Raw genomic sequence first — 16,698 nt, forward strand, 5'->3', positions numbered from 1 at the left:
TAGAGGATTTGACATGAGTAACGGTTTCATCGTCCAAATCATCGGCGCTGTGGTGGACATCGAGTTCCCGCAGAATGCCGTGCCCCAGGTGTACGATGCACTGAAGGTCGTCAGCGAAGGTCAAGGCTTGGGTCTGGTGCTGGAAGTGCAGCAACAGATCGGCGGCGGCGTCGTTCGTTGCATCACCATGGGCTCCTCCGACGGTCTGCGTCGTGGGTTGGAAGTAATGAATAGCGGTAAATCCATCCAGGTGCCGGTCGGTGTATCGACTCTGGGTCGGATCATGAACGTACTGGGCGATCCGATCGACGAAAAAGGTCCGATCGGTGAAGAAGAGCGTTGGTCTATCCACCGCGCGGCCCCCAGCTACGAAGATCAGTCCAACAGCAACGACCTGCTGGAGACCGGCATCAAGGTTATCGACCTGGTATGCCCGTTCGCCAAGGGTGGTAAAGTCGGTCTGTTCGGTGGTGCCGGTGTCGGCAAGACCGTCAACATGATGGAGCTGATCCGTAACATCGCCATCGAACACAGCGGTTACTCTGTATTCGCCGGTGTGGGTGAGCGTACCCGTGAGGGTAACGACTTCTACCACGAGATGATGGAGTCCAACGTACTGGACAAAGTATCTCTGGTTTACGGTCAGATGAACGAGCCGCCCGGAAACCGTCTGCGCGTGGCGCTGACCGGCCTGACCATGGCCGAGAAGTTCCGTGACGAAGGTCGTGACGTGCTGTTCTTCGTGGACAACATCTACCGTTATACCCTGGCCGGTACCGAAGTATCCGCACTGCTTGGCCGTATGCCGTCTGCAGTAGGTTACCAGCCGACCCTGGCCGAGGAGATGGGTGTTCTGCAAGAGCGCATCACCTCCACCCGGACCGGTTCCATCACCTCAGTCCAGGCCGTTTACGTGCCTGCGGATGACTTGACCGACCCGTCTCCGGCGACCACCTTCGCCCACCTGGACGCCACCGTCGTTCTGTCCCGTCAGATCGCGGCACTGGGTATCTACCCGGCCGTTGACCCGCTGGACTCCACCTCCCGTCAGCTGGATCCGCTGGTGGTAGGCAAGGAGCACTACGAGACCGCTCGTGGTGTACAGACCGTACTGCAGCGCTACAAAGAGCTGAAGGACATCATCGCCATCCTGGGTATGGATGAACTGTCAGAAGAAGACAAACTGACCGTAGCCCGTGCCCGTAAGATCGAGCGTTTCCTGTCCCAGCCGTTCTTCGTGGCAGAAGTGTTTACCGGTTCTCCGGGCAAATACGTGCCGCTGAAAGAGACCATCCGTGGTTTCCAGGGCATCCTGAAAGGCGAGTACGACGATCTGCCTGAGCAGGCGTTTTACATGGTTGGCAGCATCGACGAAGTCGTCGAGAAATCCAAGAAACTGTAAGCCTCGATAGGAGGGCCCATGGCTGAGATGATCTCCTTTCACCTGGATGTGGTGAGCGCCGAAGGGAAACTTTTTTCCGGTCGGGTGCAATCTGCTCAGGTATCAGGCTCCGAAGGTGAGCTGGGTCTCCGTCACGGTCATGCTCCGTTGCTGACTGCCATCAAGCCGGGCCTGGTCCGCTTGATCAAGCAAAATGGTAGCGAAGAGGTGTTGTATATTTCCGGCGGCATGCTGGAAGTGCAACCCGAATCCGTGACCGTGCTGGCGGACACTGCGATTCGTGCTGACGACTTGGATGAGGCGAAAGCCCAGGAAGCCAAGCGCGCAGCCGAAGAGCGGATCCACAGCTCCCATGGTGATATCGACTACGCCCAGGCCGCCACCGAGCTGGCCAAGGCGATGGCCCAATTGCGGGTTATCGATATCGTCAAAAAGAATTACCGCTAATAACGGTGATGTAAAAAGCGACCTTCGGGTCGCTTTTTTTTTACTCGTTGGATAGACTCCGCCGAGTATTTATTCATGTTCCAAAGGTCGAGTTATGTCCCTCAATGTCGTGATCCTGGCGGCGGGTAAAGGTACCCGCATGCGCTCAGTCCTGCCCAAGGTGCTGCACCCGGTAGCCAATAAACCCATGGTTTCCCATGTGATTGACACCGCCCGCAAGGTGGGTGCCGAGCAACTGCATCTGGTGTATGGCCACGGTGCCGAGCTGTTGAAGGAGCGGATCCTTGCGCCCGACCTGAACTGGGTGCTGCAGGCGCAGCAACTGGGTACCGGCCATGCCGTTGCCCAGGCAATCCCGTTCTGGAAAGATGAAGATGACGTGCTGGTGCTGTACGGCGATACCCCGCTGATCCAGCCGGAGACCCTGCAACGGCTGCTGGCCGCCAAGGCTGACAACGGCATGGCGCTGCTGACTGTGGTGCTGGACAACCCGACCGGTTACGGCCGCATAGTGCGCGCCAACGGTCAGGTGGTCGGCATCGTCGAGCAGAAGGATGCCAATGCCGAGCAGCTGACCATCCGTGAAGTGAACACCGGCGTGCTGGTGGCCAACGGCGCCGACTTGCGTGGCTGGTTGTCGCGCCTGGATAACAATAATGCCCAGGGCGAACTCTACCTGACCGACGTGATCGCCATGGCCCATGCCGATGGTTGCCCCATCGCCGCCGTCCATCCGGACAGCGCCATGGAAGTGGAAGGGGCCAACAACCGGGTTCAGCTGGCACAGTTGGAGCGCAGCTACCAGAAGATGCAGGCCGAGCAGCTGATGATCACCGGTGTCACCCTGATCGACCCCGCTCGTTTCGATCTGCGCGGGTCGCTCGAGATCGGTGAAGAGGTGGTGATCGACGTCAACGTCATCATCGAGGGTAAGGTGACGCTCGGTAACCACGTGCGCATCGGTGCCGGCAGCGTACTGAAGGATTGCGTCATCGGCGACCACACAGAGGTGAAGCCCTACTCCGTCATCGAGGGGGCCCAGGTAGCGGATCAGTGCTCGGTCGGCCCGTTTGCCCGTCTGCGCCCCGGGTCCGTACTGGAGCAGGATGCGCACGTTGGCAACTTCGTCGAGATGAAGAAATCCCGTCTCGGGGTCGGCTCCAAGTGTGGTCATCTCACCTATCTGGGAGATGCCGAGGTGGGTGCCAAGGTGAATATCGGTGCCGGTACCATCACCTGCAACTACGACGGCGTGAACAAGTTCCAGACCATCATAGAGGATGATGTGTTCGTGGGTTCCGATACCCAGCTGGTGGCGCCGGTGCGCATCGGCAAGGGCGCGACTCTGGGGGCGGGCTCCACCATCACCAAGGATGTAGCCGAGAACGAGCTGGTGATCACCCGGGTGCCCCAGCGTCACATCAAGAACTGGGCACGTCCGGTCAAGAAGAAGTGATGCCCGATCAATAAAATGCAACCGGCGCCTGATGGCGCCGGTTTTTTTGGCTTATAGCTGATGGTTGGTGTCACTGGTCGATGGCTGGGGCGCAGCCCATGTGGTGACGGGGGCGTTGTAGTCCATCACCTGATACCAGTCGAGCTTGCGGGTCAGCACCATGATCAGCGCCAGTATGGCGAACAGCAGCAGGGCGCCGAGCAGCAAAGCAATCTCCTGTGCTTGCAGCAGACCGAACAGGATGGCGTAGACCAGCCCGAGCAGCGCCGCAAAGCCGATCCCCTGTTTCGGGCCACCCAGCACATGGCTGAGGTAAAAGCCGTTGAGCAGCACGCTGGCCAGTGCGGCGACCAGATAGGCCCAGCCAAAGCCGAGGTGCTCGGTCAGCGCCAGCAATACCAAATAGAAGATGGCCAGCCCCATGCCCACCAGCGCGTACTGGATTGGGTGGACCCGCAGCCCCTTGAGCAGCTCGAACATGAAGAAGCTGATAAAGGTGAGGCCGATAAACAGCAGGGCATATTTGGCCGCCCGCTCGTTGAGCTGATAGTGATCCACCGGCTGCACCAGGCTGACGCTGAAGGCGGGCAGCGGCTCATCCCCTCCCTGCATCATGCGATTGAAACGGCTCTCCATGTCGGTGGCAAACCAGCTGCTCTGCCAGCTGGCGTCGAACCCCTGGGCGGTGAGGGTGCGGCTGCCCGGCAGAAAGTCGCCGATGAAGTTGGGGTGGGGCCAGTTGCTGGCGAGGTTGAGCTTGCTGTCCTGGCCGAGGGGCACCACTTCCAGCTCATTCATCCCCTGCAGATCCAGCTCGATATGAAAAGTACCGCCCTCCCCCGGTAGCGCGGCGAGCGGCGCATGGATGCCGGCCAGCCCGTCACCCAACAGGGCGCCGGGGGCAAACGGGATCCGCTGGGTGCCGAGCTGCAGCTCGGGGACGCTGTTGATACCACGGGCATCGGAGAGCACCAGACTGAGGTAGGGTTTGCCCGCCACCAGCTCGGCCGCTTCATCAAGCGGTAAGGTCGCGTCATCCAGCAGGCTCTGTCGGGTAGGCAGGCGGCCCGAGAGGGTGAGCCGGGTCTGATAGACCTGCGCCTGATAGATGCCCAGCTTGCGCGGGGTGACCTCCATGTTGGCCTTGATATCCAGCTGCTCCGGCAGTAGGTAGCGGTAGATCTGCTCCTGACGGACGAAGCGCTTGCCCTCCTGCTCGACCGTTACCGAGCGGGTATAGGGCTGCACTATGATCGGCCCCATCAGCCGTTGCGGGCCGCTGCTGCTGGCCATGATGCTGTGAATGGCCTGACTGCGGTAAGCCTGACGCTCCCGGTTCAGCTCCATGATGGATTGCACCGGCACCATTAGCAGCAGGCTGAGCAACAGCAGCAGAAAGATCTTGTGGGTGAATATCTGTTTGACCATGACACGTCTCCTTGTTGGATGGAACGAGTCTGTCAGCGCGAAGTGAAGGGGAGATGGGCTTGTGTGAAGTGGGGGTGAAGGGGGATAAAAAAACCGGCGCCTTGCACCGGTCTTGGCATCACAGCCTCTTCAGCTGTTCGGGCAGGGCGGCAAACACCTCTTCCTTCGCCTTGAGCGAGGCGAATTGCTTGCCGGGTTTTTGCACTACCGTGTGGACGAAGATGAGTTGCTTGCCCGGCTTGCTGGCCCAGCCGACAAACCAGCCGATCTGCTGATCCCGGTTGAGGCTGCCATCCAGCAGCTTGGGGTAGCCCATGCCGGTCTTGCCGTGGATCTGCCAGCCGTCGATATCGGGCTGACGCAGGATATTGGCCGTGTGCTGCAGGGTCTGGGCGGAGACCGGCAGTTTGCCGCTCACCAGCTTGCCGAGGAAGCGAGCCTGCTCCTGGGGGCTGATGGCGAGGCTGGAGCTGAGCCAGGCCTGGGTCAGACCGTCGTGCTTGCCGGGGTTGCCCGAGAGATCCCGGTTGCCGTAGTCGAAGCGATCGACGTACTGCTGAAAGCGCTCCATCCCCAGCCACTCGGTGAGGCGCTGGGAGTACCAGATCACAGAGTAGGTGAGCCAGCGGCTCGGGGTTGTGGTCTCGCGCCAGGCGGGCAGCCAGTCATCGTCGCCGGGTTTGAACGGCAGGGCCGGCAGCGTTTCATCCACCAGGAAGCCGCTGTCATACCCCATCAGTGCCAGCGGGATCTTGAAGGTGGAGGCGGGAGTCAGCTGGCTGGAGCAATCCCCCTGGCTGCTGATGGGCTTGCCGCTGCCATCGGCAAACAGCAGGCAGCCGGAGGCGGCGCTGGTCGGCAGCGAGAATAGCAGGCCTACAGCGAGCAGGCCGGGTAACAGAGTGCGGGACATGGGGTCTCCTTGGGCAAATGGGGCTAAGGGCCGGGAGGAGCGAGTATGACGCCGCTTTATGTGGCCAGTGTGAAGAGTCAGCCGGTGGGCAGCCAGAGCTCGGCCAGCACACCGCCATCGGGCTGGTTGCCGAGGCTCAGGTGGCCGCCGTGTTGGCGGGCCACCTCGGAGGCAAAGCTGAGCCCCAGGCCGCTGCTCTTGCCCTTGTCAGGCCTGGGCAGGGAGTAGAAACGCTCGAAGATACGTGGCAGGGCATAGTCCGGAATGCCGGGCCCCTGATCCCGTACCCGAAAGCCGTAACCGTCGGCGTGCATCTCGCCGGTCAATCTGATCGTGCTGCCAGCGGGTGAGAAGTCGAGGGCGTTGTCCAGCAGGTTGCCGAGGGCCTGCTCCACCAGAAGCGAGTCCCACTTCTGCTTCTGGGCCTCGCCTAGTTCGGCCACCAGCGTCACCTGGCGGCGCTGTGCGATGATCTGGCGGGCATCGAGCGCCCGTCTCCCCAGCCTGGCGGGGTCGGTGGCCTGGCGATCCAACCCCTGCCCCGACTCCAGTTTGGCCAGTTGCAGCATACGTTCTATCAGCTGCTGCATGCGGGCCGTCTCCAGATTGATGTTGCCGATAAAGCGCCGCGCCACCTCGGGTGGCGGCGCTTCCACCAGCAACTCCCCTGCCCCGCGAATGGCGGCCAGCGGGCTTTTTAGCTCGTGGGTCAGGCTGTGCACATAGGCTTCGATATAGGCCTTGCCATCCAGCTGGCGGCGCATGGTCTCCAGAGATCGGCCAAGCCGGTCCAGCTCGGGGCTGTAGAGCGGTGGCAGGCTGGCCGGCTGGTTGTGGCTGACCGCATCGGCGTAGTGCACCAGCTTGCCGATGGCGCGGTTGAGCCACCACACCAGCAGGGCGCCGATCAGCAGCGAGATGAACAGCAGCAGGGCCGCCCCCTGCAACAGCTGGTGCTCGCTGCGCTCTATCATGGGCAACAAAGTGCGGTTGGGCTTGGCGACCGTGAGGGATCCCAGGATATCGTCCCCTTCCCGCAGCGGCGCGGCCACGTGCATCACGGAACTGGCGGGATCGTCGGGATCGCTGCGGGTGCTGCGGGCTCCGTATTCACCGCGCAGGGTGCGATAGACATCGTTCCAGCGCGAGTAGTCCTTGCCCAGATCCATCCCGTCCGAGTCGTAAACCACCTTGCCCCAGCGGTCGACTACGTAGATGCGGTACTCTGTCTGCTGTTTGAGGTGGCCGTCGATCAGGGCATTGATGGGACTCTGGTTGAGGCGGGCGAAGGCGCTGGCCAGCCTGCCATCCGCCATCTTTCCTTCCTGCAGATCGTCCAGTGCCAGCGGCGCCAGCATCTGGGCCATGTCGACCAGGGTATCTTCGGTGGCGCTGCGTACCCCGGGTTTTATCTCCTCGACGAAGATCTCCAGTACGAACCAGGCAGCCAGTGCGAAGATCAGCACCAGCCCGCACAGCAGTTGCAGTCCAATTCTCATGTCGACTCCCGGCCGGTGCCCGGCCGCAGCATGTTCATGCCAGTTCCAGGCTGTAGCCCAGCCCGCGATGGGTCAGGATCAGGTTGGCGTCCGGGTCGCGCTCCCGCAGCTTGGCGCGGATGGTCTTGATGTGGGTGTCGACGGTGCGATCCAGGCTCTCCTCCGCCCCGCTCCATACCAGATCCATCAGCTGCTGACGGGAGTAGACCCGGCCCGGTGCCTGCATCAGCGTCTTGAGCAGCAGGTATTCGTAGCGAGTGAGCGCCAGTGGCTGACCGTGAAAGCTGATGCGGGCCCGCTCCTCATCCAGTGCCAGCAATTGGCTCGGTTGGGGGAGTGTGGGCTGGCTACGGCGCAGTATTACCCGCACCCTGGCGCAAACTTCCCGTGGCGAGAAGGGCTTGGCTACATAGTCGTCGGCTCCTATCTCCAGCCCGATCAGTCTGTCTATCTCCTCGCTGCGGGCGGTGAGAAACATCAACGGAGTGTCGCAGTGGGCCCGCACCTGCTTGCATAGCTCGAAGCCGCTGATGTCTGGCAGTCCCACATCCAGGATCAGAAAATCGGGCCGCGTCTGTTGCAGTCGCGTCAACAGCGACTGACCAAGGGGAAACCACTCCACCTCGAAGCCGTCGGTTTGCAGCGCATAGATCAGGGTGTCGGCGATGCTGGCCTCATCTTCCACCAGCCAGATGACTTTTTTTTGCATGGCGTCCTCGTCGCAAATCAGCGTCCCCATTTTGGCATCGAACCAAATCGGATCCTATTTGCTGTTTTATTTTTCCAAAAAAGGCGCTAAAATTTCGATATTATTTCGAATCGAAACTTAAAGATGACCAAACGTAATACTCAGCAGCGTCGCCACACCATAGTGAGCCTGGTGCAGGAGCAGGGTGAAGTGAGCGTCGATACCCTGGCCAAGCACTTCTCCACCTCTGAAGTGACCATCCGCAAAGATCTGGCTGTGCTGGAAACCGGTGGCCTGCTGTTGCGTCGTTACGGTGGTGCCATACCCCTGCCCAGCGAGATGGTGGTGGACTGCAATCCCGAGCAAGTTTCGAAACGAAAGCTGGCCATAGCCCGTGCTGCCGCCGAACGGATCCGCGATCACAATCGCATCATCATCGACAGCGGCAGTACCACCAGCGCCATGATCCCCATGCTGGGAAACAAGCGCGGCCTCATCGTGATGACCAACTCCCTTAACGTGGCCGGCGCCCTGCGGGAATTGGAAAATGAGCCTATTCTGTTGATGACGGGTGGCACTTGGGACCCTCACTCCGAATCCTTCCAGGGTCAGGTGGCGGAGCAGGTATTGCGCTCCTATGACTTCGACCAGCTGTTCATTGGCGCCGATGGCATAGACCCGGAGCGGGGCACCACCACCTTCAACGAGCTGGTGGGCCTGTCACGGGTCATGGCTGAGGTGTCGCGGGAGGTCATCGTCATGGTTGAGTCGGAGAAGATAGGCCGCAAGATCCCCAACCTCGAGCTGCCTTGGGCGAACATCCAGACCCTGGTGACCGACGAAGGCTTGGCCACCTCGGCCAGAGAACAGATTCAAGCCCGGGGGATCACGCTGATCTGCGCCCCCGTGGCGGCTTAACCTGAATATCCAAACGAATTTCCATTTTTACCTCTTGAGGAGAAGTCTATGTGTGGCATCGTCGGGGCCGTCGCCCAACGTGATGTGGCTGAAATTCTGGTCGAAGGCCTGCGCCGTCTGGAATACCGTGGCTATGACTCGGCCGGTGTGGCCGTGTTCAGCGCCAACCAGCCGCTGCAGCGGGTTCGCCGTCTGGGCAAGGTGGCCGAACTGGCCAAGGCGCTGGAGGAGCAGTCCGTCCACGGTGGTACTGGTATCGCCCACACTCGTTGGGCCACCCACGGCGAGCCGTCCGAGCGCAATGCCCACCCCCACATCTCCGAGCACATAGTGGTGGTACACAACGGCATCATAGAGAACCATGAAGAGCTGCGGGCCGAGCTGCAAGGGCTGGGCTATGTGTTTAGCTCCGACACCGATACCGAGGTGATTGCTCACCTGGTGCACCACGAGCTGAAATCCGCCCCCAGTCTGCTGGTGGCCATGCAGGTTGCGGTGAAGCAGCTGCGCGGTGCCTACGGCACAGTCGTGATGGACAGCCGTGACGACAGCCGCGTTGTGGTGGCCCGCTCCGGTTCCCCGCTGGTGATCGGTCGCGGCATCGGCGAGAACTTCATTGCCTCCGACCAGATGGCGCTGCTGCCAGTGACCCGTCGCTTCATCTTCCTGGAAGAGGGCGATGTGGCCGAGGTGACTCGTCGCGACGTGCACATCTTCGATACCCATGGCGAGGCCGTGGTGCGCGAAGAGCTGGAGTCCGAACTCTCTCACGATGCCGGTGACAAGGGTGAGTACCGTCACTACATGCTCAAAGAGATCTACGAGCAGCCCAAAGCCATTACCAATACCCTGGAAGGCCGTCTGGGCACAGATCACGTTGTGGTCGAGTCGTTCGGCAACGGTGCCCGTGCCATCTTCGACAAGGTCGAGCACGTCCAGATTGTCGCCTGCGGCACCTCCTATAACTCAGGCATGGTCGCCCGCTACTGGTTCGAAGAGATCGCCGGTGTCTCCTGCGACGTGGAGATCGCCTCCGAGTTCCGCTATCGCAAGTCGGTCGTACGCCCCAACAGCCTGTTGGTGACACTCTCCCAGAGTGGTGAGACCGCCGATACCCTGGCCGCCCTGCGTCTGGCCAAGCAGTCCGGCTACATGAGCTCGCTGGTCATCTGCAACGTGCCGGGCTCCTCCCTGGTGCGCGAGTCGGATCTGGCCTTTATGACCCGTGCCGGTGCCGAGATCGGTGTGGCCTCCACCAAGGCGTTCACCACCCAGCTGGCTGGCCTGCTGATGCTGGTGGCCTCCGTTGGTCACTGCCGTGGCAACCTGAGTGCCGCCGCCGAGGCCGAGTTGGTCAAGGCGCTGCAAGCATTGCCACTGCGCATCAAGGAGAGCCTGGCGCTGGCCAAGGACATCGAGGCTATGGCCGAAGAGTTCGCCGACAAGCACCACAGCCTGTTCCTCGGCCGTGGCAGCCAGTACCCCATCGCCATGGAGGGCGCGCTCAAGCTCAAAGAGATCTCCTACATCCATGCTGAAGCCTATGCCGCCGGTGAACTGAAACACGGCCCGCTGGCGCTGATCGATGCCGAGATGCCCATCATAGTCGTGGCGCCGAACAACGATCTGCTGGAGAAGCTCAAGTCCAACGTGGAAGAGGTCCGTGCTCGTGGCGGTATCCTTTACGTGTTCGCCGATGCGAACGCCGGCTTCAAGAGCGATGCCACCATGCGGGTGATGAGCCTGAACCACGTGGAAGAGATGATAGCCCCTATCGTCTACACAGTGCCGTTGCAGCTGCTCTCCTACCACGTCGCGCTTATCAAAGGCACGGATGTGGATCAGCCGCGCAACCTGGCGAAATCGGTGACCGTGGAATAAGCCGTTGTCAGAAAGGAAAAAAGAGCCGCATTGCGGCTCTTTTTTTGTCTGGTTGTCTGGCGAGGTGGTCTCTATGACAGCCGCAGATTGGTGATTGTCACGTCCTCCAGCGAGGGTACTATGATGCCGCTGGAGATGCTCTTGGCGATCGCCTGGTTGCGGTTCTTCGAATCTGTCTTGTTGGTGACCTGATTGAGGTGGAAGTTAACGGTCCGTTCGCTGATGCCGAGTATGGTGGCGATCTCCCATGAGGTCTTGCCCTCACTGGCCCAGAACAGGCACTCCTTCTCCCGATCCGACAGCTCTGTGAGGTGCTTCATCAGATCCGGTCTGCTTTTTATCAGCTGCAACGCCGAATTGAAGATGTAGCTGGCGCAGAACGACAACAAGGGGACGTTTTCAAACATCAGATCGGAATTGGATTTTTCCTTGCTGATGAAAGAGAGGATGCCGTGTTCCCCCTGTGGAGTGTGCAGCGGGAAGGAGACGCCATTTCTCACTCCGAAGTCGGCTGCCAGATTCATCACCTCCCGGCTGGCGCTGGGCAGCCAGGGAGAGTCACAGTCGAGCTTGTTCCAGAAGATGGGCTGGGTCTGTTTCAGGCCCAGGAAGACCACTGGGTCCTGGGTCAGGTAGTGCCGCTCGCTGTAGGCTTCGAACCAGCTGGTGGGGCAGTTGTTGAACAAGGCCACGTGGGATTTCTGCATGCTGATGGGGAAAATAATCAGCAGACGGAAGTAATCAAATCCCATCTGATGACTGAAGCGCTCCAGTTGCTGCTGGATATCGCTGGTCCCCTTGGCCTTGGTGAACCGCTCGATGTGTTCCCAGATCGCATCGTTAAACATGTAGATCTCCTTTTTCGATCTCTATCACATTGATCGAAAAGATATTTTTTATTAACTAATTTGGTGTTGTGACGACCAACGCCAGTGACTCCCGTGCTTGCTTAAAAATTATCCTGTTTTTCGGCCGAAGGCCAAGAAAATCATCTGATTGCCTCTGACCCCACTCTTTGAGACAATGAGAATAGTTATCATTGTTAAGATTTGTATCATGAACAAGTTTTGGAGTTTGGCCTTGTTGCCATTGTCAGTCCATTTTGCTGCCATCGGGGATGAGCTGGTTGCTCCTGCCCTCAACAACAGCATAGCTGCCGGGAAAGCCTCCCAGCAGCGGGTGGAAAAAGCCGCCGATGCTGCCGTTGCAGCCAGAGCCGAGCTGCAAAATACCCAGCTGCAACTGCGCGATCTGGAAGCCTACAACCGCTACATGCAATCTCTGGTGGCCGATCAGCAAAATGAGCTGGGCAAATTGAGCCAGCAGCTGGAAGCGGTGCAAGAGACCCGTCAGGGCTTGATCCCGCTAATGTTGCAGATGCAGGCAGATCTGGAACAGCTGGTGCAAAACGACATCCCGCTGCGCCGGGAAGAGCGGCTGGCGCGGGTTGAACAGTTGAAAGCGACCCTGGCCCGAGCGGACGTGAGCGAGGCCGAGAAGCTCCGTCAGCTGCTGCAGGCCTATCAGATTGAAGCCGAATATGGCAGTCGGATGGACAGCTATTCCGCCGAGCTGGAGCTGGATGGTGCCCCGCGTCGGGTCGATGTGTTGGCGCTGGGTCGTGTCTCCCTGCTGGCGATGACAGCAGATCGCAGCCTGGCATGGCGCTGGTCAGCCGAGGCGAAGCAGTGGCAAGCCCTCGACAGCCAGTGGCTCTCCCCCATAGCTGAGGCGATGGATGTGGCTGCCGACAAGAAAGTTCCCCAGTTGCTCAATGTCCCCCTATCTGTCAGCCGCAGTCAGGAGGCTCAATCATGAGAGTCACCATGAAGTGGTTCCCCCTTCTTATCGCCCTCTCCTGCAGTGCCAACGTGGCTGTCGCCAATGATGAGTGGCAACAGCAGGAGCAGGCCCGCGAACAGCAGGCTCAGCAAGACTTGGCGATTGTTGCCAAGGAGCTTGGCACTGCCCGCGCCAAACTGGCCGAAGCCCAGCGTCTGAGCAAGGAGCTGGCCAGCCAGTTCGCCAGCAACGAGAAGCAGCTGACTGAGCTCAGCGCCCAGTGGGAGCAAGCCTCCGGCGATATGAACGAGATCTTCGCAGTCACCCGTCAGGGCGCCAGCGATGCGGTCAAGTTGCTGGCCGACTCTGCGGTCGAGGGGCAGCATCCTGATCGCCTCGCCCCGCTGAAAACCATGGCACAGGATAAACAGGTGCCGGATCGCGCTGCCCTTGCCCTGCTGCCCGCCACCCTGCTGCAAGAGATCCGCGAATCTGGCCGGATTGCCCAGTTCAACGGCAAGGTGCTCGATGCCCAGGGGGCTGCCAGCGAGCAGTCGCTGACCCGGGTTGGCAGCTTTGCCCTGCTGGGGAGCGAAGGCTTCCTGCAGCCGACCGCTGAAGGCTTGAGTCCGGTGCTGGGTCTGCCCGGTAGCGTGCTCTCTGCAGTCGCGGCGTATCAGGGTCAGGAAGGGGAAGCGCTGCCGCTGGATCCTGCTCATGGCTCTCTGCTGGCGATGCTGGCGCAGGCGCCCACCTTCTGGCAGCAGGTACAACAAGGTGGTCAGGTTGGCGCCATTATCGTGCTGCTGGCTGCCATCGGTTTGGGGATCGCGGCGGTACGGCTGTGGAGCCTCTCCCGCGAACTGACGCTGGTGCGTCGCCAGCTCAAGAGCGGTGAATATCATGCCGACAATGCCCTCGGTCGGGTGCTGACGGTAGCGGACAAACACCCCGAGCTGAGCATGGAGACCCTCGAACTGCGTCTTGATGAGGCGATCCTGCAGGAGACCCCTCGCATGGAGCGTGGCATCGGCATGGTCAAGGTGATCGCGGCCATTGCCCCCATGCTGGGTCTGCTTGGTACCGTGACCGGGATGATTGGCACCTTCCAGGCCATCACCCAATTTGGGACCGGCGATCCCAAGATCATGGCGGGCGGCATCTCCATGGCGCTGGTCACTACAGTACAAGGCCTGGTAGCAGCCATTCCGCTGATCCTGGCCCACAGCCTGCTGCAATCGCGCTTCACCGAACTCTCCAATGTGCTGGAGCAGCAGGTGGCCGGCATTCTGGCCGAGCGTGCCGAGAGCAATAACAGCGGGATGGAGCGAGCAGCATGATGCTCGACATCTGGCAACAGCTACAGAGCTTCATGGGCCGTGGCGGCCCGGTGCTCTGGGTCATTCTGGCCCTGCTGGTGCTGATGTGGATTTTGATGATCGAGCGGCTGCTCTACCTCAATCTGGGTTTTGGCCCCTTGCAGCAACAGCTGCTCGGCCGCTGGCAGGCCCGCCGCGAGCGCCATAGCTGGCACGCTCGCGCGATCCGCAGCCGTTGGCTGGCGCAGGCGGAGCTGGAGCTGAACCGTCATCTGATCTTCATCCGCACCCTGGTGGTGCTCTGCCCCATGCTGGGGTTGCTGGGCACAGTGACCGGCATGATCGGCGTATTCGATGCGTTGGCCGCGGCCAACCGCTTTAACCCGGAGAGCATGGCGGGCGGGATCTCCCGCGCCACCATCCCCACCATGGCAGGCATGGTCGTGGCGCTCTCAGGCGTGTTGTTACTCAGTCGGCTCGAGAGCCAGGCCAAGCGTGCGCTGGCCAAGACCCGGGACGGCCTGCGAGAAGAGAAGGTAATGCAATGAGACGGCAATCCAAACGCCAGCGTGACGAAGTGCAGATCGACATGACACCCATGTTGGATATCGTGTTCATCATGCTGATCTTCTTTATTGTCACCACCTCCTTCGTACGCGAAGCCGGGCTCGAGGTACACAGGCCCCAGGCCAGTCAGGCCAAGGCGCAGAAATCCTCCAGCATCATGCTGGCGATCGGGGCTCAGGGTCAGATCTTCCTCGACCGCAAGCAGATCGATGTGGAACGGGTACAGGCCACTATCGCCCGCCTGCTGGCGGAGCAGCCCGATGCCAGTCTGGTGATCCAGGCCGACGAACGGGTGCCCCACGGCAAGGTAGTGCGGGTGATGGATGAGGCCAAGGCGGCGGGTATCGCCAATATCGCCGTGGCGGTGGCGCCGAAATGAAATACAAGCTGATGAGCCTGGGACTGGGGATCGCCCTCAGTCTGGGCATCCTGCTGTTCATGGCCACGCTGGTTGAACCGCCTAGAGGCGAGAAGGTGGCGAGTGAGCAAAAATCCATCGTCATCAATATGCAGAACGAGGTGACCGAGGTGCAGGTGCGCGAGCGTCCTGTGCCGCAGGAACCCGATCCCTTGCCCGAGCCTCCCGCTGCATTGGCCTCGACACCGTTGCCGATGCCGGCTGCGGCCCCCTTGTCGGCCGTTGAGCCGAGCCTGGATCTGGTCTCCAGCCTCAGTGCTGTGCAGGTCTATGCCCCCGGTGTGGCGACCAGTACCGCACCGGTATTGAGTGGCAACTACCACGGCCAGCAGCAGGGGGCGGGTATCGGCGCTGGTGACATGTTGATGCCGTTGCAACGGATCGAGCCGGTTTACCCCTATCGTGCCCAACAGTCAGGGATCGAAGGATTCGTCACCCTGCGTTTTAGCGTGAATGCCGAAGGTGGCGTGCAGGATGTGGAAGTGGTCGAGGCTAGACCTAAGCGTCAGTTCGAGCGGGCGGCCATTCAGGCGATCAATAAGTGGCGCTATCAGCCGAGACCGGGCACCACCGACAAGCTGGTGCAAGTCATCACGCTCAAATTCAAACTGGAGTCATAACTATGTTGCGGATCTGGATCTGTCTGCTGGCCCTGGTCGGCCAAGCCTGTCTGGCGATGGAGGTCAGCCCTCACTTCTCCCGTCAGCTTGAACCCGTGATGAAGCTCTATCAGTCCGGCCAGTGGCAACAGGCCCAGAGCAAGGCTTCCGGCCTCAAGCCAAATAGCGATGCCGAGCGCGCCTGGCTGGCCCAGCTGCAAGCCTCACTGGCAGCCAACCTGCAACAGACCGCCCAGGCGAGCCGCTACGTCGAACAGGCCCTTGCTTATAAAGAGTGGCCGGAGCAGCAACAGCTCCAGCTGCTGCGTCTGCGCGGTGATATTCAGGCCCAGCAATCCAACTGGTCCGGCGCCATTGCCAGCTACAAGGCGGCACTGGCGCTCCAGCAAGATGATGCTTTGCACCTGCGTCTGGCCGGCCTCTATTACCACAACAAGCAGTACAGTGATGCCGCCAGTCAGAGCGAACAGTTACTGAAGAAGGGTTGGCACAAGCAGGCCGCTATCATTCGTCTCTCAGCCCTTACCGCCCAACAACGTTATGGCGTGGCGGCCGATCAGGCGGCCGAGTTGATCCGCCACGAGCCGACAGAGAGCAAATGGTGGCAACAGGCGGTATCGCTCAGCCTCTCCGCCAAACGTGGCGATCAGGCGCTGGCGCTGCTGCAGACAGCCATCGACAGAAAACTGATGGATGACGCATCAGCTCGCAACCAGCTGATCCGCCTCTATGCCTGGCAAGGGCTGCCTTATCGTGGTGCCCGTCTGCTGGAAGCGGCCATGGCCAAGGGGCAGATGAAGCAAAGTGCTGAAAACCGCCAACTGCTGGCCCAATTGTGGGAAGGTGCCCGGGAGTGGTCACAAGCAGTCGATAGCTGGCAACAGTTGGCCAACCAGCACGGTCAGCCGAAAGCCGCCATGCGCGCCGCCGAACTGCTGCTGCAACAGGGCAAGACAGATGCCGCCATGACCCAGCTCGCCGCCATCAAGTCGGTAAAAGGCGAGCAAGGCAATCGTGCCAAAGCGTTGCTGGTGCAGGTACACCTTAATAAGGAGCAGTATGCCCAGGCGCTGGAACTGGCCCGTGAGCTGCAGCAACAGGATAACTGGCAGCAGAAGGCAACCAGCTGGGTCAACTATATCCGGGCACAAAGCGAAGAGTTGAGCAAAAAAGCGGCGTAAAAGAGGTGCCCAGGGGCTGTTTTGGGGCGTTCAGTTCGCTTTTTCAGCAAGCGAACGCATTTTTGCAAAAAGCCCTTGTCATCCCGGCGTGGCTCCCTATAATGCGCCCCTACCAGCACGGCGGAACACGCCAACCTGATGAGCCAGCTTCCTAGTGATGTGGGCGCCGAAAGAAAAGC

At 60.5% G+C, this 16,698-nt stretch carries 16 protein-coding genes; 11 read left to right on the forward strand and 5 right to left on the reverse strand.

Translation table 11 applies throughout. The annotated features are described in order from the left end of the window. Positions 1 to 13: 13 nt before the first annotated feature. From atpD to glmU, 3 genes are all read left to right on the forward strand, one after another. Positions 14 to 1,402 carry a F0F1 ATP synthase subunit beta gene (gene atpD / locus BN1129_RS13350; protein ID WP_042037168.1) on the forward strand — a complete coding sequence of 463 codons (1,389 nt, stop codon included), beginning with the start codon at positions 14 to 16 and terminating at the stop codon, positions 1,400 to 1,402. 18 nt (positions 1,403 to 1,420) lie between these two features. Further along, positions 1,421 to 1,849 carry a F0F1 ATP synthase subunit epsilon gene (locus BN1129_RS13355; protein ID WP_042037169.1) on the forward strand — a complete coding sequence of 143 codons (429 nt, stop codon included), beginning with the start codon at positions 1,421 to 1,423 and terminating at the stop codon, positions 1,847 to 1,849. Between the two features lie 94 nt (positions 1,850 to 1,943). Beyond that, positions 1,944 to 3,305 (forward strand): bifunctional UDP-N-acetylglucosamine diphosphorylase/glucosamine-1-phosphate N-acetyltransferase GlmU, encoded by a 1,362-nt coding sequence (glmU, locus tag BN1129_RS13360; RefSeq protein ID WP_042037170.1) that lies wholly within the window; start codon positions 1,944 to 1,946, stop codon positions 3,303 to 3,305. Between the two features lie 51 nt (positions 3,306 to 3,356). Here the strand turns inward: glmU and creD are convergent, their stop codons facing one another. The 4 genes from creD to blrA form a co-directional block, all read right to left on the reverse strand. Then, on the reverse strand, positions 3,357 to 4,733 hold the full coding sequence (gene creD / locus BN1129_RS13365; protein WP_042037171.1) for a cell envelope integrity protein CreD: 1,377 nt from the start codon (positions 4,731 to 4,733) through the stop codon (positions 3,357 to 3,359). A gap of 118 nt (positions 4,734 to 4,851) precedes the next feature. Then, positions 4,852 to 5,646, reverse strand: a complete 795-nt coding sequence (blaOXA, locus tag BN1129_RS13370; RefSeq protein WP_042037172.1) for a class D beta-lactamase — start codon at positions 5,644 to 5,646, stop codon at positions 4,852 to 4,854. A 77-nt stretch (positions 5,647 to 5,723) separates the two neighbouring features. Beyond that, a complete protein-coding gene (blrB, locus tag BN1129_RS13375) occupies positions 5,724 to 7,145 on the reverse strand; it encodes a beta-lactam sensor histidine kinase BlrB (protein ID WP_042037173.1) in 1,422 nt (473 codons plus the stop codon). 34 nt (positions 7,146 to 7,179) lie between these two features. Beyond that, positions 7,180 to 7,854, reverse strand: coding sequence for a beta-lactam response regulator transcription factor BlrA (blrA, locus tag BN1129_RS13380; RefSeq protein WP_042037195.1), 675 nt, complete (start codon positions 7,852 to 7,854; stop codon positions 7,180 to 7,182). Between the two features lie 123 nt (positions 7,855 to 7,977). Between blrA and BN1129_RS13385 the strand changes: the two genes are divergently transcribed. Both BN1129_RS13385 and glmS read left to right on the forward strand, forming a co-directional pair. Then, a complete protein-coding gene (locus tag BN1129_RS13385) occupies positions 7,978 to 8,751 on the forward strand; it encodes a DeoR/GlpR family DNA-binding transcription regulator (protein ID WP_042037175.1) in 774 nt (257 codons plus the stop codon). A 48-nt stretch (positions 8,752 to 8,799) separates the two neighbouring features. Further along, on the forward strand, positions 8,800 to 10,632 hold the full coding sequence (gene glmS / locus BN1129_RS13390) for a glutamine--fructose-6-phosphate transaminase (isomerizing) (RefSeq protein WP_042037176.1): 1,833 nt from the start codon (positions 8,800 to 8,802) through the stop codon (positions 10,630 to 10,632). Positions 10,633 to 10,703: 71 nt separating this feature from the next. Here the strand turns inward: glmS and BN1129_RS13395 are convergent, their stop codons facing one another. After that, positions 10,704 to 11,480 carry a helix-turn-helix transcriptional regulator gene (locus BN1129_RS13395; protein WP_042037178.1) on the reverse strand — a complete coding sequence of 259 codons (777 nt, stop codon included), beginning with the start codon at positions 11,478 to 11,480 and terminating at the stop codon, positions 10,704 to 10,706. A gap of 208 nt (positions 11,481 to 11,688) precedes the next feature. On the opposite strand from BN1129_RS13395, the gene BN1129_RS13400 reads away from it, so the two are divergent. Genes BN1129_RS13400 through BN1129_RS13425 form a run of 6 tightly spaced genes read left to right on the forward strand, consistent with a single transcriptional unit; the run spans position 11,689 to position 16,519 of the window. Continuing rightward, positions 11,689 to 12,450: a DUF3450 domain-containing protein gene (locus tag BN1129_RS13400; RefSeq protein ID WP_042037180.1), complete on the forward strand. Its 762-nt coding sequence runs from the start codon at positions 11,689 to 11,691 to the stop codon at positions 12,448 to 12,450. Beyond that, positions 12,447 to 13,754 carry a MotA/TolQ/ExbB proton channel family protein gene (locus BN1129_RS13405; protein WP_042037182.1) on the forward strand — a complete coding sequence of 436 codons (1,308 nt, stop codon included), beginning with the start codon at positions 12,447 to 12,449 and terminating at the stop codon, positions 13,752 to 13,754. Before BN1129_RS13400 ends, BN1129_RS13405 begins: the two co-directional genes overlap by 4 nt. Next, complete coding sequence (locus BN1129_RS13410) at positions 13,751 to 14,281, forward strand: MotA/TolQ/ExbB proton channel family protein (protein ID WP_042037184.1); 531 nt, start codon at positions 13,751 to 13,753, stop codon at positions 14,279 to 14,281. The genes BN1129_RS13405 and BN1129_RS13410 overlap by 4 nt, the downstream gene beginning before the upstream one ends. Continuing rightward, positions 14,278 to 14,679, forward strand: a complete 402-nt coding sequence (locus BN1129_RS13415; protein WP_005339369.1) for an ExbD/TolR family protein — start codon at positions 14,278 to 14,280, stop codon at positions 14,677 to 14,679. The genes BN1129_RS13410 and BN1129_RS13415 overlap by 4 nt, the downstream gene beginning before the upstream one ends. Next, on the forward strand, positions 14,676 to 15,338 hold the full coding sequence (locus tag BN1129_RS13420; RefSeq protein ID WP_042037186.1) for an energy transducer TonB: 663 nt from the start codon (positions 14,676 to 14,678) through the stop codon (positions 15,336 to 15,338). Before BN1129_RS13415 ends, BN1129_RS13420 begins: the two co-directional genes overlap by 4 nt. 2 nt (positions 15,339 to 15,340) lie before the next feature. Further along, positions 15,341 to 16,519, forward strand: a complete 1,179-nt coding sequence (locus BN1129_RS13425; protein ID WP_042037188.1) for a hypothetical protein — start codon at positions 15,341 to 15,343, stop codon at positions 16,517 to 16,519. Positions 16,520 to 16,698 lie beyond the last annotated feature (179 nt).

The sequence above is a fragment of the Aeromonas popoffii genome, assembly GCF_000820025.1.
GTDB lineage: Bacteria > Pseudomonadota > Gammaproteobacteria > Enterobacterales > Aeromonadaceae > Aeromonas > Aeromonas popoffii.